Here is a 25,562-nt window from a genome sequence, read left to right as displayed (position 1 = left end):
AATGAAAAAATTAAATTCAGAAATTAAAATTGTAGAAAATGTAATAGAAGGTAGAAATGCTGTAATAGAAGCTTTAAAAGGAAACACAACTATTGAAAATATAATGATTTCAAAAGGTGAAAAAAAAGGTTCTATAAATTTAATATTAGCTCTTGCTAGAGAAAAAGGAATTACAATAAAAGAAATTGATAAAAGAAAATTAGACCAAATATCTCAAACAGGTACACACCAAGGAGTAATAGCAAGAATTACTCCTTATAAATACTGTAATGTAAGTGATATAATGGAGTATGCTAATTACAAAAATGAAAATCCATTTATAATAATATTAGACGAAATAGAAGATCCTCATAATTTTGGAGCAATAATAAGAACTGCAGAAGTATGTGGAGTTCATGGAATTATAATACCTAGTAGAAGGAATGTAGGAGTTACACCTACTGTATATAAGGCTTCTGCTGGTGCTGTAGAGTATATGAAGATTGCTAAGGTATCAAATATAAATAATACCATTAATTATCTCAAAGATAAAGGATTATGGATATATGGAGCAGATATGAATGGTGAAAATTATTGCTTTGATGAAAATCTTAGTGGATCAGTTGCAATAGTAATTGGAAGTGAAGGAAAGGGAATATCTAAATTAACAAAAGAAAGATGTGATGTATTAATAAAGATACCTATGAGAGGGCAAGTCAATTCATTAAATGCTTCAGTTGCAGGCGGAATATTAATGTATGAAGTATATAAACAAAAGATAAAGAGAGAGTTAAAGTGAAAGTAATATTTGTAGATGGTTATAATGTAATTAATAGTTGGCCTGAGCTGAAAGAATTGAAGGATTTTAGTTATGAAGCTGCAAGAAAGAAATTAATAAATGATTTGCAAAATTATGCGGCATATAAAGGGTACAAAATAATATTGACCTTTGATGCTCATAAGGTACCTGGAAGCATGGAAAAAAAGGAAAAAATAGATAAAAATATTACAGTGGTTTTCACTCAGGAGTTAGAAACAGCAGATAGTTTTATAGAAAGAAATGTAAACGATATAGGAAGAAAAATAGATGTATGTGTAGTGACTTCTGATTTATTAGAGCAACAATTAGTATTTCAAAGGGGAGCTACCAGGATGTCTTCTATAGAATTTTACAATGAAGTTAATAATAGTAAAATTAACATAAAAAACAAAATAAATAATAATTATTCTGAAAAAAAATCTTCTTTAGAAGAAAGAGTAAAAAAAGACATATTTGAAAAATTAGACAGGATGAGGAAAAGTAAGTAATTACTTGACTATAAAACAATAATTAATGTATAATAAAGTAGTAGTGTACATTTTTTTGGAGGGGATACTTTGGGAAAAAAAGTTAATAATAGTAAAAGGAATTCCTCTTTTGAAGAGAGTTTTGAAGAAAAAATTGATGAAGAAGTTGTAATAGAAGCCAAAAAAGGAAATGTAGAAGCTCAGGAATATTTAATAAATAAATATCAGAATTTTGTAAAAGCTAAAGCAAAGTCGTATTTTTTGATTGGTGCTGACAAAGAAGATATATACCAAGAAGGCATGATAGGGTTATATAAAGCTATAAGAGATTTTAAATCTGATAAATTATCTTCTTTTAAAGCTTTTGCAGAATTATGTGTTACTAGACAAATAATAACGGCTATAAAAACAGCAACTCGTCAGAAACATATACCTTTAAATACATATGTTTCCTTAAATAAACCTATATATGATGAAGAATCTGATAGAACTTTACTAGATGTATTATCAGAAGCTAAAGTTGCTGATCCAGAAGAAATGATAATTAGCAAAGAGGAATTAAAACATATACGAAGTGAAATAGGGGAAGTTTTATCTAATTTAGAAATGGAAGTTTTAATGTCTTACCTTGACGGAAAGTCTTACCAAGAAATAGCTTGCGATTTAGATAGGCATGCTAAATCAATAGATAATGCTTTGCAAAGGGTAAAAAGAAAATTAGAAAAATGTTTGGGTAATAGATAAAATTTTATTGACAAAGAAAGGTACATGTATTACAATAAATAATCGGTATATAAACTGAATTTTTAATAATTAATGGGAATTTATTATGCTTTGAAGTGTTTTAGAGAATAATTTTATTCCCTCTTACAAGATGCAAAATTGCCCATGTAGCTCAGTTGGCAGAGCGTCACCTTGGTAAGGTGGAGGTCACCAGTTCAATCCTGGTCATGGGCTCCAAATTTGTTTTTAAATTTATAAAACACTAGGGTGAGTTTACATAAGTAAATGGAAAAATAATAATAAAGCAATTAAGGAGGAAAAAGAAATGTCAAAAGCAAAATTTGAAAGAACAAAACCACATGTAAACATAGGAACAATAGGTCACGTAGACCATGGAAAAACAACATTAACAGCAGCAATAACAACAATATTATCAAAAGACGGAAAAGCCCAAGCAACAAAATATGATGAAATAGATAAAGCACCAGAAGAAAAAGAAAGAGGAATCACAATAAATACATCACACGTAGAATATGAAACAGAAAACAGACACTATGCACACGTAGACTGTCCAGGACACGCTGACTATGTAAAGAACATGATAACAGGAGCAGCACAAATGGATGGAGCTATCTTAGTTGTATCAGCAGCAGATGGTCCAATGCCACAAACAAGAGAACATATACTACTAGCAAGCAGAGTTGGAGTTGAATATATAGTAGTATTCTTAAATAAAGCAGACCAAGTAGACGATCCAGAACTAATAGAATTAGTAGAAATGGAAGTAAGAGAACTATTAAATGAATATGGATTCCCAGGAGATGACTGTCCAATAATCGTAGGATCAGCATTAAAAGCATTAGAAAACATGGATGATGAAGAAGCAACAAAATGCATAGGTGAATTAATGGCAGCAGTAGATGAATATATACCAACACCACAAAGAGCAACAGATAAAGACTTCTTAATGCCAATAGAAGACATATTCACAATCACAGGAAGAGGAACAGTTGCAACAGGAAGAGTTGAAAGTGGAATATTAAAAGTAGGCGACGAAGTAGAAATCGTAGGAATGACAGATGAAAAGAAAAAGACAGTAGTAACAGGAGTAGAAATGTTCAGAAAGTTATTAGATGAAGCAGAAGCAGGAGATAACATAGGAGCATTACTAAGAGGAGTACAAAGAGAAGACATAAGAAGAGGTCAAGTATTAGCAAAACCAGGTTCAGTACAACCACATAAAAAATTTGTAGGTCAAGTATACGTATTAAAGAAAGAAGAAGGTGGAAGACATACACCATTCTTTAATGGATATAGACCACAATTCTACTTCAGAACAACAGACGTAACAGGAACAATAGCACTACCAGAAGGAGTAGAAATGGTAATGCCAGGAGATCACATAGACATGAGAGTTGAATTAATAACACCAGTAGCAATGAATCAAGAATTAAGATTTGCTATAAGAGAAGGTGGAAGAACAGTAGGTTCAGGTGTTGTTACTAGTATAATTGAATAATTTAAAAAGAGGGACTGGGTTTCTAGACCTAGTCCTTTTAAAAAGTTAATAATTTATATTTTTTATTATTGCAATTGACATATTCTTTAACTTATGATAAATTATTTAGGTGATTTAGTTTAGATGATTTAGAATTTTTAAGGATAAATAACTTAAGTTTTATATAGACCTCAGGAGGTGTAATAAATGAGAGTAAAAGTAACATTAGCTTGTAGCGAATGTAAACAAAGAAATTATAATACAATGAAAAATAAAAAAAATAATCCAGATAGATTAGAAATGAAAAAATATTGTAAATTCTGTCATAAACATACAGATCATAAAGAAACAAAATAATTTCTAGAGCCTATGAAATAAAGCATTTGTTTTAAGGATGTGAAAAAATGGTTGCACAAAAGCAATTAAAAAATAAAAATACTAGTAAAGCATCAAAAGGTTTAATACAATTTTTAAAAGATATAAAAAGCGAATTTAAAAGAATTACATGGGCCTCTAAAGATAATGTTAAAAAAGCAACTGCAACAGTTGTAACATTTTGTTTTATATATATGGTTATTATAGCATCGCTAGATTATAGTTTTAATAACCTTTATAAGTTAATATTTAAATAAAGTATAAAGGAGGTAGGGATTAGATATATAATCCCTTTTGATATGACAGATAAAGCTAAGTGGTATGTTGTTCATACATATTCTGGATATGAAAATAAGGTAAAAGCTAATCTGGAAAAAACTATAGAAAATAGAAATCTCAATGAATTAATATTAGATGTTCAAGTTCCTATGGAGGAACAAGTTGAAGTTAAAGAAGATGGAAAAAAGAAGATAACCTTAAAAAAAGTATTTCCGGGATATGTGCTAATTAAAATGATGATGACTGATGATTCATGGTACATAGTTAGAAATACAAGAGGAGTAACAGGATTTGTAGGACCAGGATCTAAGCCGGTGCCTCTTACAGATGATGAAGTTGATTCTATGGGAATAGTTGACAAACAACAAAAAATAGATGTTGAAGTAGGAGAAACTGTAAAAGTTGTATCAGGACCTCTTACAGATTTTCCAGCAGTTATTCAGGAAATAAATGTTGAAAAGTGTAAGATAAAAGCCTTAGTTAACATGTTTGGCAGGGAAACCCCTGTTGAACTTGATTTTAATCAAATAGATAAACTAGATTAGTTTTTATATTAATTAGCTAAACTTGTTTTACTAAGTGGGAGGGAGTTATCCCGATTACCACAAATTAGGAGGTGGAAATTATGGCTAAAAAAGTAGTAGGAATGATTAAGCTTCAACTTGCAGCAGGAAAAGCAAGTCCAGCACCACCAGTAGGACCAGCACTTGGTCAACATGGGGTAAATATTATGGCATTTTGCAAAGAATTTAATGCTAAAACTTCTCAACAAGCAGGTTTAGTAATACCTGTAGTAATAACTGTATACCAAGACAGATCTTTTAGCTTTATATTAAAGACTCCTCCTGCAGCAGTGCTTTTAAAGAAAGCAGCAGGTCTAGAAAGTGGTTCAGGAGTGCCAAATAAAACTAAAGTAGGAAAAGTTACAAAAGCTCAAGTTAGAGAAATAGCAGAAACAAAAATGCCAGATTTAAATGCATCATCAATTGAAGCTGCTATGAATATGGTAGAAGGAACAGCAAGAAGTATGGGAATTACTGTAGAAGAATAATCTCGTAAATAAGGTGGGAGGTAGTACCGTTAATACCACAAAGGAGGAACGAATAATGGGAAAAGTAGGAAAAGACTACAAAGAAAGTTTAAAGCTTATAGATAAAGATGCATTGTATACAGTTCAAGAAGCAATGGATCTTGTTATTAAAACTTCTAAGGCTAAATTTGATGAAACTATAGAGCTTGCAGTTAGACTTGGAGTAGATCCAAGACATGCAGATCAGCAAGTTAGAGGAGCTATAGTACTTCCTCATGGAACAGGCAAAAAAGTTAAAGTTTTAGTTTTTGCTAAAGGCGATAAAGTTAAGGAAGCTGAAGATGCAGGTGCAGATTATGTAGGCTCTGATGAATATATACAAAAGATACAAAATGAAAATTGGTTTGATTTTGATGTAGTGGTTGCTACGCCAGATATGATGGGTGTGGTAGGAAGATTAGGTAGAATATTAGGACCTAAAGGATTAATGCCTAATCCAAAATCTGGAACTGTTACTTTTGATGTAGCAAAGGCTATAGAAGATATTAAAGCAGGTAAAGTTGAATATAGAGTTGATAAAACTTCAATTATTCATGTTCCTATTGGAAAGAGAAGTTTTGAAGTGCAAAAGCTATATGAAAACTTTCATGTTTTAATGGAAGCAATAGTTAAAGCAAAACCAGCAGCAGCTAAAGGACAGTATATTAAGTCTGTATCAATTTCAAGTACTATGGGTCCAGGAATAAAAATTAATCCAGCTAAAGTATTAGATTAGTATTGACATGTATTAAAAATTTTGATATATTGTTAAAGTGTTATTTAAATGAATAGTATTCCGTAGACAGTAGGTGCCTAAAGCTTAACGTAAATCAACCTACCGAGGATCAAATATAAAGATGAATTTATTTGGTCTCTCCATGTCTACGGAGAGGCTTATTTTTTATAAACAGATGTACTTTATGCTGTTAGGAGGTGGGTACGATGGCAAGTAAAAATAGAGAATTAAAAGAAGCCAAAGTTTTAGAAATAAAAGAGAGAATGGAAAAAGCCCAAAGTATGGTAATATCTAAGTATCAAGGTTTAACAGTTGAGGAAGATACTGAACTTAGAAGAAAGTTAAGAGAAGAAGGCGTAGAATACAAGGTATACAAAAACACATTATCTATAATAGCAGCTAAAGAATTAGGTTTTGAAAATTTAGTAGATTTATTCCAAGGACCTGTATCAATAGCACTTGGATATGACGATCCAACTGCGCCAGCTAGAATATTATACGATTTTGCAAAAGAACATAAAAAGTTAGAGTTAAAAGGTGGAATGATTCAAGGGGAAGTATGCAATACTGATAAAATTAAAGAATTTGCAACAATCCCACCAAAAGAAGTTCTACTTGCGAAACTTGTTGGAAGCTTCAAAGCTCCATTATCAAATTTAGTATATTTATTAAATGCAATTAAAGCAAAAAAAGAATCAGAAGAAGCATAGAAAAAAATTTGGAGGTGCGTAATAATGACTAGAGAAGAAATTATTCAAGGTATAAAAGAAATGAGCGTTTTAGAATTAAATGAATTAGTTAAAGCGTGTGAAGAAGAATTTGGAGTAAGTGCTGCTGCACCAGTAGCTGTAGCAGGTGCTGCAGGTGCTGCTGCAGGTGGAGCAGAAGAAAAATCAGAATTTGATGTAATATTAAAATCAGCAGGATCAGAAAAGATTAAAGTTATAAAAGCAGTTAGAGAAATAACAGGACTTGGATTAAAAGATGCTAAGGCTGTAGTTGATGGTGCTCCAAAGGCATTAAAAGAAGGCGTAGCTAAAGAAGAAGCTGAAACTATGAAAGCTAAACTTGAAGAAGTTGGTGCAGAAGTAGAATTAAAATAATTAAGAAATTTAAAAAGGGAGACACTTAATTAAGCGTCTCCTTTTTTTAAAATAAAATTTAAAATTAATCCATTGACTTTTTGGTTATATTATGGTAAAATAACTACTTGCATTGATTAATTATAGAATAAGATATATTAATTAAATATTTTAGGTTTTGAATGAAAAATATAACAAAGGATATAATATTAAGATAATACATTTTAGATACTAATCCAGAAACACAATATAATAATGTGTTTTTGGTTATTTTTAATTTATACAAGGGGTGAAAGCTAATGGTACATCCTGTCCAAGTTGGGAAAAGAACAAGAATGAGCTTTTCTAAACTTAAAGAAGTAGGAGAGATGCCTAACTTAATTGAGGTTCAATTAGATTCCTACAATTGGTTTTTAAAAGAAGGATTACAAGAAGTTTTTGATGATATTAATCCTATTCAAGATTATACTGGAAATCTTAGTTTAGAATTTGTTGGATATAAGCTTGACATGGATAATATCAAGTACTCTGTTGAAGAATGCAAAGAAAGAGATGCAACATATGCAGCACCTTTGAAAGTGAATGTAAGATTATTGAACAAAGAAACAGGAGAAGTAAAAGAACAAGAAGTGTTCATGGGTGACTTTCCTTTAATGACAGAGCAAGGTACATTTATTATTAATGGTGCAGAGAGGGTTATAGTTAGCCAGCTAGTAAGATCACCTGGAGTATATTATAATCAATCTTTTGACAAAACAGGTAAAAAATTGTTTTCAGCAACAGTAATACCAAATAGGGGAGCTTGGCTAGAATATGAAACAGACTCGAATGACATAGTATATGTAAGAATTGATAAAACAAGAAAATTGCCAATTACTATTTTAGTTAGAGCTTTAGGATATGGCACGGATAATGAAATATTAAATTTTCTTGGAGAAGATGAAAGACTAAGGGCTACAATTGAAAAAGACAACACTAAAACAAAAGAAGAGGCACTATTAGAAATATACAAGAGGCTTAGACCAGGAGAACCTCCAACAGTAGATAGTGCTATTTCTTTAATTGAAACTTTATTTTTTGATGCAAAAAGATATGATTTATCTAGGGTTGGAAGATATAAATTTAATAAAAAGTTAGCATTAAATCTTAGAATAGCTAATAGGACAGCAGCAGCAGATGTGGTGAATCCAGAAACTGGTGAAATAATTGTTCAATCCGGTGAAAAGATTACTAGAGAAAAAGCTATTGATATACAAAATAGTGGTATAAATATAGTTGATATTGAAATAGATGATAAAATAATAAAAGTTATTGGAAATAACTTTGTAGATATACATAGTTTTGTAGATTTTGACATAGAAGATTTAAATATAAAAGAACTAGTTCACTACCCCACTTTAAAAGAAATATTAGATAACTATACTGATGAAGAAAGTATAAAAGATCAAATTAAAAATAATATTTATAAATTAATTCCTAAACATATAGTAAGAGACGATATATATGCAACTGTAAATTATGAATTAGGATTGAGTTATGCTATAGGAAATATTGATGATATAGATCATTTAGGCAATAGAAGATTAAGATCTGTGGGAGAGTTATTACAGAACCAGTTTAGAATAGGTCTTTCTAGAATGGAAAGAGTTGTAAAAGAAAGAATGACTATTCAAGACCAAGATGTTATAACTCCACAAGCACTTATAAATATAAGACCAGTAGCAGCATCTATAAAGGAATTTTTTGGAAGTTCTCAACTTTCACAATTTATGGATCAAACCAATCCATTATCAGAATTAACACATAAGAGAAGATTATCAGCTTTGGGACCAGGGGGACTTTCAAGAGAAAGAGCTGGATTTGAAGTTAGAGACGTACACCATTCTCATTATGGAAGAATGTGTCCTATAGAAACTCCAGAAGGTCCTAATATAGGACTAATAAATTCTTTAGCTACTTATGCTAGAGTTAATGAATATGGTTTTATAGAAACACCATATAGAAAAGTTGTAAATGGAAGAGTAACAAATGAAATGGTGTATATGACTGCAGATGAGGAAGATCAATATTTAGTATCTAAAGCAAATGAGCCTATTAATGACGAAGGATATTTTGTTGATAAAAGAGTTACTGTAAGAGATAAAGAAGATGTTCTTATAGTATCCAGTGAAGAAGTTGAATTTATAGATGTATCACCTAGACAACTAGTTTCAGTTGCTACAGCTATGATACCATTTCTTGAAAATGATGATGCCAGCCGTGCACTTATGGGATCTAATATGCAAAGACAGGCAGTGCCATTATTAAAATCTCAAGCTCCTATAGTTGGCACTGGTATAGAGTATAAAGCAGCAGTAGATTCAGGTGTTTTACCAAAATCAAAATATGACGGTGAAGTTGTATATGTAAGTGCCGATGAAGTTAGAGTAAAAAGGGATATTGATGGAAAAATAGATACTTATAGATTACTTAAATTTAAAAGATCTAACCAGGGTACTTGTATAAATCAAAAGCCTATTGTAAAAAAGGGTGAAATAATTAAAAAGGGAACAGTATTAGCAGACGGTCCATCAACAGATTTAGGAGAAATAGCATTAGGAAAAAATATTCTTATGGGTTTCATAACTTGGGAAGGATATAACTACGAAGATGCTATGTTGATTTCAGAAGAGTTAGTTAAAGAAGATGTATTTACTTCAATTCATATAGAAGAATACGAAGCAGAAGCAAGAGATACTAAATTAGGTCCAGAAGAAATAACAAGAGATATACCAAATGTTGGTGAGGATGCTTTAAAAAGTATAGATGAAAGAGGAATTATAAAAATAGGTGCAGAAGTTAGAGCCGGTGATATTCTTGTAGGTAAAGTTACACCTAAAGGAGAAACAGAACTTACAGCAGAAGAAAGATTACTTAGAGCTATATTTGGAGAAAAAGCTAGGGAAGTTAGAGATACTTCGCTTAGAGTACCACATGGTGAAGCAGGAATAATAGTGGATGTAAAAATATTTACAAGGGAAAATGGAGATGAACTACCTCCTGGAGTTAATAAATTGGTTAGATGCTATATAGCACAAAAGAGAAAAATATCTGTAGGAGATAAAATGGCAGGAAGACACGGAAATAAAGGTGTTATTTCAAGGGTAATGCCAGAAGAAGATATGCCATTTTTACCAGATGGTAGACCATTACAAATATGTTTAAATCCTTTAGGAGTACCGTCTCGTATGAATATAGGTCAGGTACTAGAAGTGCATTTAGGATTGGCAGCTAATAAATTAGGTTGGCATATAGCTACTCCTGTATTTGATGGAGCTACAGAAGAAGAAATAGTTCAATGCTTAAAACAAGCGGGTTATTCTGAAGACGGTAAAACTGTATTATATGATGGAAGAACAGGGGAGCCTTTTGATAATAGAGTAACAGTAGGATATATGTATATATTAAAACTTGCACACTTAGTAGATGACAAAATTCATGCTAGATCCACAGGTCCATATTCTTTAGTTACTCAACAGCCCTTAGGAGGTAAAGCTCAATTTGGAGGACAGAGATTTGGAGAAATGGAAGTTTGGGCTATAGAAGCATATGGAGCAGCACATACATTGCAAGAAATACTTACGGTTAAATCTGACGATGTAGTAGGAAGAGTAAAAACTTATGAGGCAATTGTAAAAGGTGAAAATATACCAGAACCAGGAGTACCAGAATCATTTAAAGTATTAATAAAAGAGTTACAGGCTTTATGTTTAGATGTAAAAGTCTTAAACGATGATAAAGAAGAAATAAAAATAAAAGAATCTATAGATGAAGATGAAGATTTAGGAGTAAACATAGAAGGAAGAGAAGATTATGCTCCTATAAATTCAAATAATGCTAATGATGATTATGAAAAATCAGAAGAAGAAAAAGATCAGGATTATGATGAATTACCACTAGATGAACTTCAAAGTGAGTTAGAAATAGATGATTTCACTGATGAACATTAATTTTTGAAGGGAGGATATACCCTTGTTTGAATTAAATAATTTTGATGCATTGCAAATAGGATTAGCTTCACCAGAAAAGATAAGAGAGTGGTCAAAAGGTGAAGTTAAAAAACCTGAAACAATAAATTATAGAACATTAAAACCAGAAAGAGATGGGTTATTTTGTGAAAGAATTTTTGGACCTATCAAAGATTGGGAATGCCATTGTGGAAAATATAAAAGAATAAGATATAAGGGAATAGTATGCGATAGATGTGGAGTTGAAGTGACAAAATCTAAAGTTAGACGTGAAAGAATGGGGCATATAGAACTAGCTGCCCCTGTATCTCATATATGGTATTTTAAAGGAATACCATCTCGTATGGGACTTATACTAGATATGTCACCAAGGGCATTAGAAAAGGTATTATATTTTGCTTCTTATATAGTATTAGAGCCTAAAGAAACTCCTTTATTGAAAAAACAGCTTTTAAATGAAAAAGAATATAGAGAAGCAATAGAAAAGTATGGAGAAGAAAGCTTTACAGCTGGAATGGGAGCAGAATCTATAAAAAAACTTTTAGAAAAGATAGATTTAGATGAATTATCTAAAGAATTAAAAGAAGAATTTAAAAATAGTACAGGACAAAAGCGTGTTAGAATAATAAGAAGATTAGAAGTAGTAGAGTCTTTTAGAAAGTCTGGAAATGGACCAGAGTGGATGGTAATAGATGTTATACCTGTAATTCCACCAGATTTAAGACCTATGGTTCAGCTTGATGGAGGAAGATTTGCAACATCTGATTTAAATGATTTATATAGAAGAGTTATAAATAGAAATAATAGACTTAAAAAACTATTAGATTTAGGAGCACCAGATATTATAGTAAGAAATGAAAAAAGAATGCTTCAGGAATCAGTAGATGCTTTGATTGACAATGGAAGAAGAGGAAGACCGGTAACTGGACCAGGTAATAGGCCTTTAAAATCTTTATCAGATATGCTAAAAGGTAAGCAAGGAAGATTTAGACAAAATTTATTAGGAAAGCGTGTAGACTACTCAGGACGTTCAGTTATTGTAGTTGGTCCAGAACTAAAAATGTATCAATGTGGTCTACCAAAAGAAATGGCACTTGAGTTATTTAAACCTTTTGCAATGAAAAAGTTAGTAGAAAAAGGCTTATCTCAAAATATTAAAAGTGCCAAGAGAATGGTAGAAAGAGTTCAATCTCAAGTGTGGGATGTATTGGAAGAAGTTATATCAGATCATCCTGTATTGTTAAACCGTGCTCCAACTCTTCACAGATTAGGAATTCAGGCTTTTCAACCAGTATTAGTAGAAGGTAGAGCTATAAAACTTCATCCTTTAGCATGTACTGCTTATAATGCAGACTTTGATGGAGACCAAATGGCGGTACACGTTCCACTTTCAGTAGAAGCCCAAGCAGAAGCAAGATTTTTAATGCTTGCAGCTCATAATATATTAAAACCTTCTGATGGAAAACCAGTAGTGGTTCCTACTCAGGATATGGTATTAGGATCATATTACTTAACTATGAATAAAGAAGGTGTAGAAGGAGAAGGAAGATTTTTTTCTTCACCAGATGAAGTCATAATGGCTTATCAATTAAAACAAATTGATATACATGCCAAGATAAATGTAAAAATTACAAAAGTAGAAGACGGAGAAGAAATTACTGGAATAGTAGAAACAACTCCAGGAAAAATTATATTTAACGAATCCATACCTCAAGATTTAGGATTTGTAGATAGAAGCAAACCAGAAAACAAATTTAAATTGGAAATAGATTTTCTTGTTAAAAAGAAAAACCTTGGTAAAATTATAGAAAAGTGTTATAAAAAACACGGTGCTACAGAAACATCTGTAATGTTGGATAAAATAAAAGCTAAGGGATACCATTACTCTACTATAGGTGCTATTACAGTATCAACTTCAGATATGGTTGTACCAGAAGATAAGAAAAAGTTATTAGCAGAAGCAGATCAAACTATAGGCAAAATAGAAAAAATGTATAGAAGAGGATTTATATCTGAAGAAGAAAGATACCAAAGAGTAATAGATAAGTGGACTAAAACCACAGAAGACATAGCAGATGCTTTAATGGAAAACTTAGATAAATTTAATCCTATATTTATGATGGCAGATTCAGGAGCCAGAGGTTCTAAGAGTCAGATAAAACAACTTGCAGGAATGAGAGGGCTTATGGCTAATCCTTCTGGAAAAATTATAGAATTACCTATAAGAGCTTCTTTTAGAGAAGGATTGGATGTTTTAGAATACTTTATATCTACTCATGGTGCTAGAAAAGGAAATGCAGATACTGCACTTAAGACAGCAGACTCTGGATATCTTACTAGAAGATTAGTAGATGTAAGTCAGGATGTTATTGTAAGGGAAGAGGATTGTGGAACTGAAGAAGTATTTGAAGTTTCGGAAATAAGGGAAGAAAATGAAATAATAGAATCATTATCTGAAAGACTTTCAGGTAGATATGCAGGTGAAGATATAATAAATCCTGAAACAGGAGAAATAATAGTTAAGAGAAATGGATATATAGATTTAAAATTAGCAGAAACAATAGAAAAAGTAGGAATTAAAAATGTAAAAATAAGATCAGTATTTACATGCAAATCTAAACATGGAGTTTGTTCTAAATGCTATGGAATGAATATGGCTACAGGAGATAAAATTAATATAGGTGAAGCAGTAGGAATAATTGCAGCTCAATCTATAGGAGAACCAGGAACTCAGCTTACAATGAGAACATTCCATACAGGGGGAGTTGCAGGATCAGATATAACTCAAGGTTTACCTAGAGTTGAAGAATTATTTGAAGCTAGAAAGCCTAAAGGAATAGCTATAGTAAGTGAAGTATCAGGAACTATAAGAATAGAAGAAACAAAAAAGAAAAGAGTAGTTTATGTAGTAACAGATTCAGAAGAAATAAGCTATGATATACCGTTTGGTTCAAGGCTAAAAGTTAGTAATGGAGAGTATATAAATGCAGGAGATGAAATAACAGAAGGTTCTGTTAATCCTCATGATATACTAAGAATAAAAGGCGTTAAGGGAGTTAAAAACTATTTACTTTCAGAAGTTCAAAAAGTATATAGGCTTCAAGGTGTTGATATAAATGATAAACATCTAGAGGTAGTAATTAGACAAATGACTAGAAAAGTTAAAATTGAAGAATCGGGAGATACAGAGTTACTACCAGGAACCATGATAGATATATTTGATTTCGAAGAAGAAAATAGAAAAGTAAAAGAAAATGGAGGAGAGCCTGCTAAAGGAAGAATAGCATTACTTGGAATAACTAAGGCTGCTCTTGCAACAGAATCTTTCTTGTCTGCTGCATCTTTCCAAGAGACTACTAGAGTATTAACGGACGCTGCAATAAAAGGAAAAGTTGATCCATTACTAGGATTAAAAGAAAATGTAATAATTGGTAAGTTGATACCAGCTGGTACAGGAATGACAAGATATAGATCTATAAGAATAAGTACTGAAAAAGAAAATGATGAAGATAAATTAACAAATGTTAAATAAAAGCTTAATATTATTAGTTTATTGACATGGTAGCTGTAAAATGATAAAATACACCTGTGTGTTTTAAATAAGGGAAAAAACTTTTATTTATAACATGATCATAGGGAGGAATTAAAATGGTCGATAGGCTAACAGGAAAGAAAGTTATTGGGCTTAAACAAACTCTAAAATTCATGAAAAATAGAAAAGGAATTAAAATTTATATAGCAAAAGATGCAGATGAAAATTTAATAAATCGATTAGAAGAAGTAGCTAGAGATAATTCTGTAGATATAGAATATGTAGAGACAATGAAAAAGTTGGGAAAGCTTTGTGGGATTAATGTAGGAGCAGCTACTGCATTAATTTTAAAAGAATAAATTTTACGTTTATAACTTAATTTATTTAATAGATAGTATTTACTAAGGAGGTGTAGATATGCCAACAATAAGTCAGTTAATAAGAAAAGGCAGAAAAGCAAGCACAGCTAAGTCTCAAGCACCAGCATTAAAACAATGTCCTCAAAAAAGAGGGGTTTGTACTGTAGTTAAGACAGCAACTCCAAAAAAGCCAAACTCAGCTTTAAGAAAAATAGCAAGAGTTAGACTTACAAATGGATATGAAGTTTCAGCTTACATTCCAGGAGTAGGACATAATTTACAAGAACACAGTGTTGTTCTTATAAGAGGAGGAAGGGTAAAAGACCTTCCAGGTGTAAGATATCATATAGTTAGAGGTGCATTAGATGCTGCTGGAGTAGCAGACAGAATGCAATCAAGATCTAAGTATGGTGCTAAGAGACCAAAGCAAAAATAATGTTATAGTGCAATGTCTTCAGCTTTTGATATAGATAAATAATTTTATATATAATGATTGCAGGAGTACAAAGCACTTTGCGGTCATAAAGACCGAGTACCTATGATTTAAATTTTAAATTGTTAAGGAGGGAAGGAAAGTGCCAAGAAAAGGATATATAGCAAAGAGAGATGTATTACCAGATCCAATGTATAATAGTAAGGTTATTACTAAGTTAATTAATGGAGTCATGTTAGATGGAAAAAAAGGTGTAGCACAAAAAATATGTTATGCAGCATTTGATATAATTAAGGAAAAAACAAACCAAGATCCTATGGAAGTTTTTGAAGCTGCTATGAACAATATAATGCCACTATTAGAAGTAAAAGCTAGAAGAATAGGTGGTGCTACATATCAAGTTCCAATTGAAGTAAGACCAGAAAGAAGGCAAACATTAGGAATCAGATGGTTATTAGTTGCAACTAGAAAAAGAGGCGAAAAGTACATGAGAGAAAGATTAGCCTTTGAAATAATGGATGCAGCGAATAATACAGGTGCAGCTGTTAAGAAGAGAGAAGAAGTTCATAAAATGGCTGAAGCTAATAAAGCTTTTGCACATTATAGATATTAATAATAAAAACTGTTTTGGTTTCAGCCAAAACAGTTTTCTAAAATTTTAATTTATAGCTTTGGTTAGGAGGAAATATAAGTGGCAAGAGAATATCCATTAAATAAGTATCGTAATATAGGAATAATGGCTCATATAGATGCTGGAAAAACAACAGTTACAGAACGTATATTGTTTTATACAGGAAAAACTCATAAAATAGGAGAAACTCACGAAGGTGCAGCTACAATGGACTGGATGGAACAAGAGCAAGAAAGAGGAATAACTATAACATCAGCAGCAACAACTTGCTTTTGGAAAAATCACCAAGTAAATATAATTGATACACCAGGACACGTAGATTTTACAGTTGAAGTTGAAAGATCTTTAAGAGTACTTGACGGAGCAGTTACAATACTAGATGCTAAAAGTGGTGTTGAGCCTCAAACAGAAACAGTATGGAGACAAGGAGATAAATACGGAGTACCAAGAATGGTTTTCGTAAATAAAATGGATAAATTAGGTGCAGACTTTATTATGTCTGTTGGTACTATAAATGAAAGACTTAAAGCTAATGCAGTTCCAATACAATTACCAATTGGAAAAGAAGATACTTTTAGAGGAATAATAGATCTTGTTAAAAATGAAGCAATAATTTATGAAGATGATTTAGGAACTGTAATGGATGAAGAAGATATACCAGAAGATATGAAAGAAATTGCTGAAGAATATAGAACATCTATGATAGAATCTATAGCAGAATTAGATGAAGAATTAATGATGAAATATCTTGAAGGTGAAGAAATAACAGAAGAAGAAATTCATGCTGCCATAAGAAAAGGTGTATTGAGCAATGAAATAGTGCCTGTACTTTGTGGTTCAGCATATAAAAATAAAGGTGTTCAATTAATGTTAGATGCTATAGTAAGATATATGCCTTCACCATTAGATATACCACCAGTTAAGGGAATAAATCCAAATACAGGAGAAGAAGAAGAAAGAAAAGCAGATGATAAGGAACCTTTGTCAGCTTTAGCATTTAAAATAGCTACAGATCCATTTATAGGTAAATTAGCTTTTACTAGAGTTTATTCTGGAGTAATGAAGAGCGGTACATATGTGTATAACTCAAATAAAGGTAAGAGAGAAAGAATTGGTAGATTAGTTAGAATGCATTCTAATCACAGAGAAGAAGTTGATGAATTATTAGCAGGAGATTTAGGAGCAATAGTTGGATTAAAAGATACTACAACAGGAGATAGCTTATCAGATGAAAATAGTGTAATAGTATTAGAAAATATGGAATTCCCAGAACCGGTTATATCTGTAGCCATAGAACCAAAAACTAAAGCAGGTCAAGAAAAAATGGGAATTGCTTTAGCAAAATTAGCTGAAGAAGATCCAACATTTAGAACTTATACAAATCAGGAAACAGGTCAAACAATAATAGAAGGTATGGGAGAACTTCACCTTGAAATTATAGTAGATAGACTTCAAAGAGAATTTAAGGTTGAATGTAACGTAGGAAAACCACAAGTTGCATATAAAGAAACTATTAGAAAACCAGTTAAAGCAGAAGGTAAATTTGTTAGACAATCTGGAGGACGTGGACAATATGGACATTGTTGGATAGAAATGACTCCTACAGAAGGTGCATATGAATTTGAAAATGCTATTGTTGGAGGAGCTATACCTAAAGAATACATCCCAGCTATTAATAACGGAATTCAAGAAGCTTCTGAAACAGGTATAATTGCAGGATATCCAACTATAAACTTTAAAGTTAAATTAGTTGATGGTTCATACCATGATGTAGACTCATCAGAAATGGCATTTAAAATAGCAGGTTCTATGGCATTTAAGAATGCTATGCAAAAAGCAGATCCAGTATTAATGGAACCTGTTATGAAAGTAGAAGTTGTTATGCCAGAAGAATACATGGGAGACGTAATGGGAGATCTAAACTCAAGAAGAGGAAGAATAGAAGGAATGGAACCAAGATCAGGTGCTGAAGTAATCAAAGCATTTGTACCTCTTTCAGAGATGTTTGGTTATGCTACAACATTAAGATCAAGAACTCAAGGAAGAGGAAATTATACTATGCAATTTGACCATTATGAAGATGTGCCAAAAAATATTCAAGAAAAAATAATTGGCGAAAAATAAAAAACAAGGTATTTAAGGAGGAAAAAGAAATGTCAAAAGCAAAATTTGAAAGAACAAAACCACATGTAAACATAGGAACAATAGGTCACGTAGACCATGGAAAAACAACATTAACAGCAGCAATAACAACAATATTATCAAAAGACGGAAAAGCCCAAGCAACAAAATATGATGAAATAGATAAAGCACCAGAAGAAAAAGAAAGAGGAATCACAATAAATACATCACACGTAGAATATGAAACAGAAAACAGACACTATGCACACGTAGACTGTCCAGGACACGCTGACTATGTAAAGAACATGATAACAGGAGCAGCACAAATGGATGGAGCTATCTTAGTTGTATCAGCAGCAGATGGTCCAATGCCACAAACAAGAGAACATATACTACTAGCAAGCAGAGTTGGAGTTGAATATATAGTAGTATTCTTAAATAAAGCAGACCAAGTAGACGATCCAGAACTAATAGAATTAGTAGAAATGGAAGTAAGAGAACTATTAAATGAATATGGATTCCCAGGAGATGACTGTCCAATAATCGTAGGATCAGCATTAAAAGCATTAGAAAACATGGATGATGAAGAAGCAACAAAATGCATAGGTGAATTAATGGCAGCAGTAGATGAATATATACCAACACCACAAAGAGCAACAGATAAAGACTTCTTAATGCCAATAGAAGACATATTCACAATCACAGGAAGAGGAACAGTTGCAACAGGAAGAGTTGAAAGTGGAATATTAAAAGTAGGCGACGAAGTAGAAATCGTAGGAATGACAGATGAAAAGAAAAAGACAGTAGTAACAGGAGTAGAAATGTTCAGAAAGTTATTAGATGAAGCAGAAGCAGGAGATAACATAGGAGCATTACTAAGAGGAGTACAAAGAGAAGACATAAGAAGAGGTCAAGTATTAGCAAAACCAGGTTCAGTACAACCACATAAAAAATTTGTAGGTCAAGTATACGTATTAAAGAAAGAAGAAGGTGGAAGACATACACCATTCTTTAATGGATATAGACCACAATTCTACTTCAGAACAACAGACGTAACAGGAACAATAGCACTACCAGAAGGAGTAGAAATGGTAATGCCAGGAGATCACATAGACATGAGAGTTGAATTAATAACACCAGTAGCAATGAATCAAGAATTAAGATTTGCTATAAGAGAAGGTGGAAGAACAGTAGGTTCAGGTGTTGTTACTAGCATAATTGAATAATTTGAATGGGGGGGATTCTCCCCATTTTTTATAAAAATTTTACTACATGAATTGAATTTTATATTAAAAATACTTGTCAAATTAAAAAAAATATTGTATACTTAAGAAGTTGTAATGTGGTAACAGCGATGAGGCAAGAGGTTGCCGGGCTTCCGGGTAATTCTTAGCTGAGTATGTATGGTCACGAACCATGCGACGGTGGTTCTGTATGGTGTGTTGTGAAATAAAATATGCAACACCCGGAGCAGTTTACAGAACATATCCGCTGTTGCACGTAAGAAGTAAAGCGTGCATGAAAAGGAGGGAAATAGAAATGGCAAAACAAAAAATAAGAATAAGATTAAAGGCTTTTGATCATAGTATATTAGATCAATCAGCTGAAAAAATTGTGGAAACTGCAAAATCAACAGGAGCAAAGGTAGCAGGACCAGTTCCACTACCAACTGAAAAAGATGTTGTAACTATATTAAGAGCTCCACATAAGTATAAAGATGCAAGAGAACAATTTGAAATAAGAACTCATAAAAGATTAATAGATATAATGAGTCCTTCTCCAAAAACTGTTGACGCCTTAATGAGGCTAGATTTGCCAGCAGGTGTTGATATTGAAATTAAATTATAATAATTTGTTATGATTGTTAAAGCGATCCGCTAATAAATTAGGGAGGTGTAAACTATGAAAAAAGCTATTTTAGGTAGAAAACTTGGAATGACTCAAATATTTAATGACGAAAGAAAAGTTGTTCCTGTTACAGTAGTAGAGGCAGGACCTTGCGTAGTTGTTCAAAAGAAAACTGTTGAAAAAGATGGATATGAAGCTATTCAAGTAGCTTTTGGTAATATAAAAGAAAAGTTAGTAAACAAACCAATGAAAGGACATTTTGATAAATCTAATATTTCTTATAAAAAATTAATAAAAGAATTTAGATTAGAAAATGTTAATGAATACGAAGTAGGACAAGAAATAAAAGCAGATGTATTCGAAGCAGGAGATAAAATTGATGTATCAGGTATTTCAAAAGGTAAGGGATTCCAAGGTACTATTAAAAGATGGAATGCTCATAGAGGACCTATGAGTCACGGTTCAAAATTCCACAGAGCACCAGGTTCAATGGGAGCATCATCATACCCATCAAGAACTTTTAAAAATATGAAGAGTGCTGGTCATATGGGACACGTTAAAGCTACTGTTTTAAATTTAGAAGTAGTTAAAGTATTACCAGAAAAGAATTTAATATTAATTAAAGGTGGAATACCAGGACCAAATAAAGGATATGTAGTTATTAGAAATACAATTAAAGCTTAAATAAATTAGAGAAAGGAGGATACAGAAAAATGCCTACTGTAGGATTATTTAATAGGGAAGGACAGAAAATAGGAGATATTCAACTTTTAGATAGCATTTTTGCAGCTGAAATTAATAAAAGTGCATTACATCAAGTTGTTGTTGCACAGTTAGCCAATAAAAGACAAGGAACTCAATCAGCTAAAACTAGAGCTGAAGTTTCAGGGGGCGGAATCAAACCTTGGAGACAGAAAGGAACAGGTAGAGCTAGACAGGGTTCAATAAGAGCTCCTCAATGGATACATGGTGGAATAGTATTTGCACCAAAACCTAGAAATTATAGAATATCTATTCCAAAATCAATGAGAAGAGTTGCTATAAAATCTGCACTTTCATCAAAAGTAGCTGAAAGTCAAATAGTTGTATTAGATAATTTAGACTTAGAAGCACCAAAAACTAAAGAAATAGTTAAAATGTTGAATGCTTTTAATGCAAATAAAACTTTAATAGTAACAGCTGAATCAAATGAAAATGTATATAAATCAGCTAGAAATATTAAAGGAGTAGCAGTGTTACCTGTAAATAATTTAAATGTTTATGATATATTAAAATATGATAAATTTATAGTAACAAAAGATGCTGTATCAAAAATTGAGGAGGTGTATGCTTAAAATGAAGCTAACAAATTATGATTTAATTAGAAGACCTATTATAACAGAAAAAAGTATGGCTTCTATGAACGATAGAAAATACACCTTTGTTGTTGATATACGTGCTAATAAGTCACAAATTAAAAGAGCTATAGAAGAAATTTTTGAAGTTAAAGTAGAAGATGTTAAAACTATAAGAAGTTTAGGAAAAAATAAAAGAGTGGGTGTTCACTACGGAAAAAGACCTGATTACAAAAAAGCTATTATTAAGTTAACTGAGGATAGCAAACCAATAGAATTTTTTGAAGGTATGTAATTTAGGAAATTAAAAAAAGCAGGTATTGGCTTGAAAGCCAGATAAGCTAAAAAGGAGGGAATGAAATGGCAGTTAAAGGATTTAAAGCTACCACTCCTGCAAGAAGACATATGACAGTAAGTACATTTGAAGAAATAACTACAAATGTACCTGAAAAATCTCTTCTTGCCAATATTAATAGAACAGGTGGTAGAAATAATCAAGGCAAAATAACTGTTCGTCACATTGGTGGTGGAGCAAAAAGAAAATATAGAATAATAGATTTTAAAAGAGAAAAAGATAATATACCAGCTAAAGTAGCAACAATAGAATATGATCCAAATAGAACAGCATACATAGCTCTTGTAATTTATGCTGATGGAGAAAAAAGATACATAATTGCTCCAGTAGGATTAAAAGTTGGAGATACTATTATGTCCGGAGAAAATTCAGATATAAAACCTGGAAATTGTCTTCCAATTAAAAATATACCTGTAGGTACTTTTATTTATAATTTAGAGTTATCAAGAGGTAAAGGAGCTCAACTTGTTAGAGCAGCAGGAAGCTCAGCACAACTTATGGCTAAAGAAGGAAATTATGCTCAAGTTAGACTTCCAAGTGGTGAAGTAAGATATGTAAGAATTGAATGCAGAGCATGTATCGGAACTGTATCAAATGTAACACATGAAATCATAAACATAGGTAAAGCCGGAAGAAAGAGACACTTAGGAGTAAGACCAACAGTAAGAGGTTCAGTAATGAACCCTAATGACCACCCACACGGAGGAGGAGAAGGTAAAGCACCAATAGGACACACAAGTCCACTTACTCCATGGGGTAAACCAGCACTTGGTCTTAAAACTAGAAAAAATAAAAAATACTCAAATAAATTTATTGTTAAGAGAAGAAACGATAAGTAGTGTGAAGAGAATATTAATATTCTCTTCCAGACTATTATGTAGGTTGTGAAGGGAGGCAAATAAGATTGAGTAGATCAATAAAAAAAGGACCTTATATACAAGAGTCACTTTTAAAGAAAATAAAAGAAATGAATAAATCTGGTGAAAAAAAAGTTATAAAGTCATGGTCAAGAAGTTCAACAATTTTTCCGGAAATGATAGGTCATACTATTGCAGTACATGATGGAAGAAAACATGTACCAGTATATGTAGTAGAAGATATGGTTGGACACAAATTAGGAGAATTTGCGCCAACTAGATCCTTCAGAGGACACGCAGACAAAACTGAAAAATCATCAAAATTAGGATAATCCAGGAAGGAGGTAACCAAAGTGGAAGCTAAAGCTATAGCAAAATATATAAGAATGTCTTCAACAAAAGTTGGGGTTGTTCTTAATTTAGTAAGAGGGAAAAATGTTAAAGAAGCTTTTGCTATTTTACAATATACTCCAAGAGCAGCAGCTACTGTAGTAAATAAATTATTAAAATCTGCAGTTTCAAATGCAGAAAATAATTTAAATTTAGATGTAAATAAACTATATGTTTCTGAAGCATATGCATGCCAAGGACCAATATTAAAGAGATATCAACCACATGCACAAGGAAGAGCGTTTAGAATAAATAAAAGAACTAGTCATATTACATTAGTAGTTAAAGAAAGAGAGTAAAAGGAGGGATATAGAGTGGGTCAAAAAGTAAATCCACATGGATTAAGAGTTGGCGTTATTAAAGATTGGAACGCTAAATGGTATGCTGATAGTAGAAATTTTGCAGATTACTTAGTTGAAGATAATAAGATAAGAAAGTTCGTGAAAAAAAGAAGCTATGCAGCTGGAATATCAAAAATAGAAATTGAAAGAGCAGCTAAAAGAATTAAATTAAATATTTTTACTGCTAAGCCAGGAATGATTATTGGTAAGGGCGGACAACAAATAGAACAATTAAAGAAACAATTGAAAATAATGTTAGATAATGGTAAAAATATATCGATAAATATAGTGGAAGTTAAAAGACCAGAAATCGATGCACAATTAATGGCAGAAAATGTAGCTCAACAATTAGAAAGAAGAATTTCATTTAGAAGAGCAATGAAACAAACAATTCAAAGAGGAATGAAATTTGGAATTAAAGGTGTAAAAATTTCATGTTCAGGAAGATTAGGCGGAGCTGAAATAGCTAGAGCTGAAGAATATCATGAAGGAACAATTCCACTACAAACATTAAGAGCGGATATAGATTATGGTTTTGCAGAAGCAGATACAACATATGGAAAAATAGGAGTTAAGGTTTGGACATATAAGGGAGAAGTTCTTCCAACAAAAAAAGTGCAACAACCAAAAGAAGAAGTTAATGCGTAAAGGAAGGAGGAATATAGTATGTTAATGCCTAAAAGAGTAAAGCGTCGTAAAGTACAACGTGGCAGAATGAAGGGTAAAGCAACTAGAGGAAATTTTATAGCTTATGGTGATTTCGGTATTCAAGCTACTGAATGTGGATGGATTACAAGCAATCAAATCGAAGCTGCCAGAATAGCTATTAATAGATATGTTAAAAGAGGAGGAAAAGTTTGGATTAAAATTTTTCCAGATAAACCTGTTACTGAAAAACCAGCTGAAACTCGTATGGGTTCCGGAAAAGGCTCCCCTGAATATTGGGTAGCAGTTGTAAAACCAGGAAGAGTTTTATTTGAAATAGCTGGAGTTAACGAAGAAACAGCAAGGGAAGCTATGAGACTTGCTGCACATAAATTACCAATAAAAGTTAAATTCGTTGCAAGAAGAGATTTTGAAGAAATGGGTGGTGAATTAAATGAAGGCTAAAGAGTTAAAAGAATTAAGAAATAGCGAACAAAAAGATCTTCAAGTAAAATTATTAGATCTTAAAGAAGAATTATTTAACTTAAGATTTCAATTAGCCACTGGACAATTAGAGAATCCTATGAGAATTAAAGAAGTAAAAAAATCTATAGCCCAGATAAAAACCATCCTTAGAGAAGAAGAATTAAAGGCGTATCAGCAGTAATTGAAAGGAGGTACCACTTTGGAAAGAGGAAATAGAAAAACAAGAATAGGTAAAGTTGTTTCAGATAAAATGGATAAAACAGTTGTAGTAGCGGTAGAAACAAAAGTTCGTCATCCATTGTATGGAAAAATAATCAATAGAACAACTAAATTTAAAGCTCATGATGAAAATAATGAGGCAAATGTTAATGATAGAGTTTTAATAATGGAAACTAGACCATTATCAAAGCAAAAAAGATGGAGATTAGTAAAAATAGTAGAAAAGGCTAAATAACTTAAAGCTGAAAGGAGGATATATAAATGATTCAGCAACAGACCATCTTAAAAGTTGCAGATAATTCTGGTGCTAAAGAAATTATGTGCATAAGAGTACTAGGCGGATCTAAAAGAAAATGGGGCAATATAGGAGATGTAATAGTTGCCAGTGTTAAAAGTGCAACACCAGGCGGTGTTGTTAAAAAGGGAGAAGTTGTTAAAGCTGTTATTGTTAGATCAGTAAAAGGCTTGGGAAGAGATGACGGATCTTATATTAGATTTGACGAGAATGCAGCTGTTATAATAAAAGATGATAAGCAGCCAAGAGGAACTCGTATCTTCGGACCAGTTGCAAGGGAGCTAAGAGATAGAGATTTTATAAAAATATTATCATTAGCACCTGAAGTTCTATAAGATAAGGAGGTGGCTAGAATGGCTTCAAATAAGATACATGTTAGAAAGCAAGATACAGTAATGGTTATTTCAGGTAAGGATAAAGGAAAAATAGGAGAAGTTTTAGCAGTATATCCTAGAAAAGGGAAAGTACTTGTAAAAGGAATAAATATAGTTACAAAGCATCAAAAACCAAATAGACAGAACATGCAAGGCGGAATAGTTCGTCAAGAAGCTCCAATTTTTAGTTCAAAGGTTATGTTATACTGCACAAAGTGTAAAACCGTAACTAGAATAAGTAAAAAAGTTTTAGATGATGGAACTAAAGTTAGAGTATGCAAAAAGTGCGGAGAAACATTCTAATCTT

31 protein-coding genes, 1 tRNA gene and 1 other annotated feature are annotated in these 25,562 nt (G+C 32.0%); all 32 genes read left to right on the top strand.

Annotated elements, in window-relative coordinates:
- Position 1: 1 nt before the first annotated feature.
- The 32 genes from rlmB (at position 2) to rplX (ending at position 25,558) form a co-directional block, all read left to right on the top strand.
- On the top strand, positions 2-778 hold the full coding sequence (rlmB, locus tag CLOACE_RS03500) for a 23S rRNA (guanosine(2251)-2'-O)-methyltransferase RlmB (protein ID WP_070109663.1): 777 nt from the start codon (positions 2-4) through the stop codon (positions 776-778).
- On the top strand, positions 775-1,287 hold the full coding sequence (locus tag CLOACE_RS03495) for an NYN domain-containing protein (RefSeq protein ID WP_070109662.1): 513 nt from the start codon (positions 775-777) through the stop codon (positions 1,285-1,287). Before rlmB ends, CLOACE_RS03495 begins: the two co-directional genes overlap by 4 nt.
- A 69-nt stretch (positions 1,288-1,356) precedes the next feature.
- Complete coding sequence (gene sigH / locus CLOACE_RS03490; RefSeq protein ID WP_070109661.1) at positions 1,357-2,010, top strand: RNA polymerase sporulation sigma factor SigH; 654 nt, start codon at positions 1,357-1,359, stop codon at positions 2,008-2,010.
- Between the two features lie 140 nt (positions 2,011-2,150).
- Positions 2,151-2,226 (top strand) — tRNA-Thr (locus tag CLOACE_RS03485).
- Between the two features lie 88 nt (positions 2,227-2,314).
- Positions 2,315-3,508 carry an elongation factor Tu gene (gene tuf / locus CLOACE_RS03480; RefSeq protein WP_070109647.1) on the top strand — a complete coding sequence of 398 codons (1,194 nt, stop codon included), beginning with the start codon at positions 2,315-2,317 and terminating at the stop codon, positions 3,506-3,508.
- Between the two features lie 186 nt (positions 3,509-3,694).
- A complete protein-coding gene (gene rpmG / locus CLOACE_RS03475; protein ID WP_070109660.1) occupies positions 3,695-3,844 on the top strand; it encodes a 50S ribosomal protein L33 in 150 nt (49 codons plus the stop codon).
- Between the two features lie 47 nt (positions 3,845-3,891).
- Positions 3,892-4,119: a preprotein translocase subunit SecE gene (gene secE / locus CLOACE_RS03470; RefSeq protein WP_070109659.1), complete on the top strand. Its 228-nt coding sequence runs from the start codon at positions 3,892-3,894 to the stop codon at positions 4,117-4,119.
- A 42-nt stretch (positions 4,120-4,161) separates the two neighbouring features.
- A complete protein-coding gene (gene nusG, locus CLOACE_RS03465; protein WP_070109658.1) occupies positions 4,162-4,686 on the top strand; it encodes a transcription termination/antitermination protein NusG in 525 nt (174 codons plus the stop codon).
- Positions 4,687-4,766: 80 nt separating this feature from the next.
- Positions 4,767-5,192 carry a 50S ribosomal protein L11 gene (rplK, locus tag CLOACE_RS03460; RefSeq protein ID WP_070109657.1) on the top strand — a complete coding sequence of 142 codons (426 nt, stop codon included), beginning with the start codon at positions 4,767-4,769 and terminating at the stop codon, positions 5,190-5,192.
- Positions 5,193-5,247: 55 nt separating this feature from the next.
- Positions 5,248-5,946, top strand: a complete 699-nt coding sequence (gene rplA, locus CLOACE_RS03455; RefSeq protein ID WP_070109656.1) for a 50S ribosomal protein L1 — start codon at positions 5,248-5,250, stop codon at positions 5,944-5,946.
- A 42-nt stretch (positions 5,947-5,988) separates the two neighbouring features.
- Positions 5,989-6,119: a sequence feature (ribosomal protein L10 leader region), on the top strand.
- A gap of 33 nt (positions 6,120-6,152) precedes the next feature.
- Entirely contained in the window at positions 6,153-6,656 is a 504-nt protein-coding gene (rplJ, locus tag CLOACE_RS03450) for a 50S ribosomal protein L10 (RefSeq protein ID WP_070109655.1), read from the top strand.
- 24 nt (positions 6,657-6,680) lie between these two features.
- Entirely contained in the window at positions 6,681-7,049 is a 369-nt protein-coding gene (gene rplL, locus CLOACE_RS03445; RefSeq protein ID WP_070109654.1) for a 50S ribosomal protein L7/L12, read from the top strand.
- Between the two features lie 278 nt (positions 7,050-7,327).
- Positions 7,328-11,017: a DNA-directed RNA polymerase subunit beta gene (rpoB, locus tag CLOACE_RS03440; protein ID WP_070109653.1), complete on the top strand. Its 3,690-nt coding sequence runs from the start codon at positions 7,328-7,330 to the stop codon at positions 11,015-11,017.
- 22 nt (positions 11,018-11,039) lie between these two features.
- Positions 11,040-14,567, top strand: coding sequence for a DNA-directed RNA polymerase subunit beta' (gene rpoC / locus CLOACE_RS03435; protein WP_070109652.1), 3,528 nt, complete (start codon positions 11,040-11,042; stop codon positions 14,565-14,567).
- A gap of 116 nt (positions 14,568-14,683) precedes the next feature.
- On the top strand, positions 14,684-14,926 hold the full coding sequence (locus CLOACE_RS03430) for a ribosomal L7Ae/L30e/S12e/Gadd45 family protein (RefSeq protein ID WP_070109651.1): 243 nt from the start codon (positions 14,684-14,686) through the stop codon (positions 14,924-14,926).
- 58 nt (positions 14,927-14,984) lie between these two features.
- On the top strand, positions 14,985-15,362 hold the full coding sequence (gene rpsL / locus CLOACE_RS03425; protein WP_070109650.1) for a 30S ribosomal protein S12: 378 nt from the start codon (positions 14,985-14,987) through the stop codon (positions 15,360-15,362).
- 139 nt (positions 15,363-15,501) lie between these two features.
- A complete protein-coding gene (gene rpsG, locus CLOACE_RS03420) occupies positions 15,502-15,972 on the top strand; it encodes a 30S ribosomal protein S7 (RefSeq protein WP_070109649.1) in 471 nt (156 codons plus the stop codon).
- A 78-nt stretch (positions 15,973-16,050) separates the two neighbouring features.
- Positions 16,051-18,114, top strand: a complete 2,064-nt coding sequence (gene fusA, locus CLOACE_RS03415) for an elongation factor G (RefSeq protein WP_070109648.1) — start codon at positions 16,051-16,053, stop codon at positions 18,112-18,114.
- Positions 18,115-18,143: 29 nt separating this feature from the next.
- Positions 18,144-19,337 carry an elongation factor Tu gene (gene tuf, locus CLOACE_RS03410; protein WP_070109647.1) on the top strand — a complete coding sequence of 398 codons (1,194 nt, stop codon included), beginning with the start codon at positions 18,144-18,146 and terminating at the stop codon, positions 19,335-19,337.
- 313 nt (positions 19,338-19,650) lie between these two features.
- Entirely contained in the window at positions 19,651-19,959 is a 309-nt protein-coding gene (rpsJ, locus tag CLOACE_RS03405) for a 30S ribosomal protein S10 (RefSeq protein WP_070109646.1), read from the top strand.
- 54 nt (positions 19,960-20,013) lie between these two features.
- A complete protein-coding gene (rplC, locus tag CLOACE_RS03400) occupies positions 20,014-20,643 on the top strand; it encodes a 50S ribosomal protein L3 (RefSeq protein ID WP_070109645.1) in 630 nt (209 codons plus the stop codon).
- Positions 20,644-20,672: 29 nt separating this feature from the next.
- The gene (gene rplD / locus CLOACE_RS03395; RefSeq protein ID WP_070109644.1) at positions 20,673-21,293 is read left to right on the top strand and encodes a 50S ribosomal protein L4; all 621 of its coding nucleotides are present in this window, start codon (positions 20,673-20,675) and stop codon (positions 21,291-21,293) included.
- A gap of 1 nt (position 21,294) precedes the next feature.
- Positions 21,295-21,588: a 50S ribosomal protein L23 gene (gene rplW, locus CLOACE_RS03390; RefSeq protein WP_070109685.1), complete on the top strand. Its 294-nt coding sequence runs from the start codon at positions 21,295-21,297 to the stop codon at positions 21,586-21,588.
- A 65-nt stretch (positions 21,589-21,653) separates the two neighbouring features.
- Entirely contained in the window at positions 21,654-22,487 is an 834-nt protein-coding gene (rplB, locus tag CLOACE_RS03385; RefSeq protein ID WP_070109643.1) for a 50S ribosomal protein L2, read from the top strand.
- A gap of 65 nt (positions 22,488-22,552) precedes the next feature.
- Positions 22,553-22,837, top strand: coding sequence for a 30S ribosomal protein S19 (gene rpsS, locus CLOACE_RS03380; RefSeq protein WP_070109642.1), 285 nt, complete (start codon positions 22,553-22,555; stop codon positions 22,835-22,837).
- Between the two features lie 21 nt (positions 22,838-22,858).
- The gene (gene rplV / locus CLOACE_RS03375) at positions 22,859-23,194 is read left to right on the top strand and encodes a 50S ribosomal protein L22 (protein WP_084027536.1); all 336 of its coding nucleotides are present in this window, start codon (positions 22,859-22,861) and stop codon (positions 23,192-23,194) included.
- Positions 23,195-23,209: 15 nt separating this feature from the next.
- Positions 23,210-23,884: a 30S ribosomal protein S3 gene (rpsC, locus tag CLOACE_RS03370; RefSeq protein ID WP_070109641.1), complete on the top strand. Its 675-nt coding sequence runs from the start codon at positions 23,210-23,212 to the stop codon at positions 23,882-23,884.
- 18 nt (positions 23,885-23,902) lie between these two features.
- Positions 23,903-24,346 carry a 50S ribosomal protein L16 gene (rplP, locus tag CLOACE_RS03365; RefSeq protein ID WP_070109640.1) on the top strand — a complete coding sequence of 148 codons (444 nt, stop codon included), beginning with the start codon at positions 23,903-23,905 and terminating at the stop codon, positions 24,344-24,346.
- Positions 24,336-24,548 carry a 50S ribosomal protein L29 gene (gene rpmC, locus CLOACE_RS03360; RefSeq protein WP_070109639.1) on the top strand — a complete coding sequence of 71 codons (213 nt, stop codon included), beginning with the start codon at positions 24,336-24,338 and terminating at the stop codon, positions 24,546-24,548. Before rplP ends, rpmC begins: the two co-directional genes overlap by 11 nt.
- An 18-nt stretch (positions 24,549-24,566) precedes the next feature.
- On the top strand, positions 24,567-24,821 hold the full coding sequence (gene rpsQ, locus CLOACE_RS03355; RefSeq protein WP_070109638.1) for a 30S ribosomal protein S17: 255 nt from the start codon (positions 24,567-24,569) through the stop codon (positions 24,819-24,821).
- A gap of 26 nt (positions 24,822-24,847) precedes the next feature.
- The gene (gene rplN / locus CLOACE_RS03350) at positions 24,848-25,216 is read left to right on the top strand and encodes a 50S ribosomal protein L14 (RefSeq protein ID WP_070109637.1); all 369 of its coding nucleotides are present in this window, start codon (positions 24,848-24,850) and stop codon (positions 25,214-25,216) included.
- Positions 25,217-25,234: 18 nt separating this feature from the next.
- On the top strand, positions 25,235-25,558 hold the full coding sequence (gene rplX, locus CLOACE_RS03345) for a 50S ribosomal protein L24 (protein WP_070109636.1): 324 nt from the start codon (positions 25,235-25,237) through the stop codon (positions 25,556-25,558).
- Positions 25,559-25,562 lie beyond the last annotated feature (4 nt).

The organism is Clostridium acetireducens DSM 10703 (assembly GCF_001758365.1).
GTDB classification, from domain to species: Bacteria; Bacillota; Clostridia; order Clostridiales; family Clostridiaceae; genus Clostridium_C; species Clostridium_C acetireducens.
The sequence above is the reverse complement of the archived record's forward strand: the minus strand, read 5'-3'. Positions and strand labels throughout refer to the sequence as shown.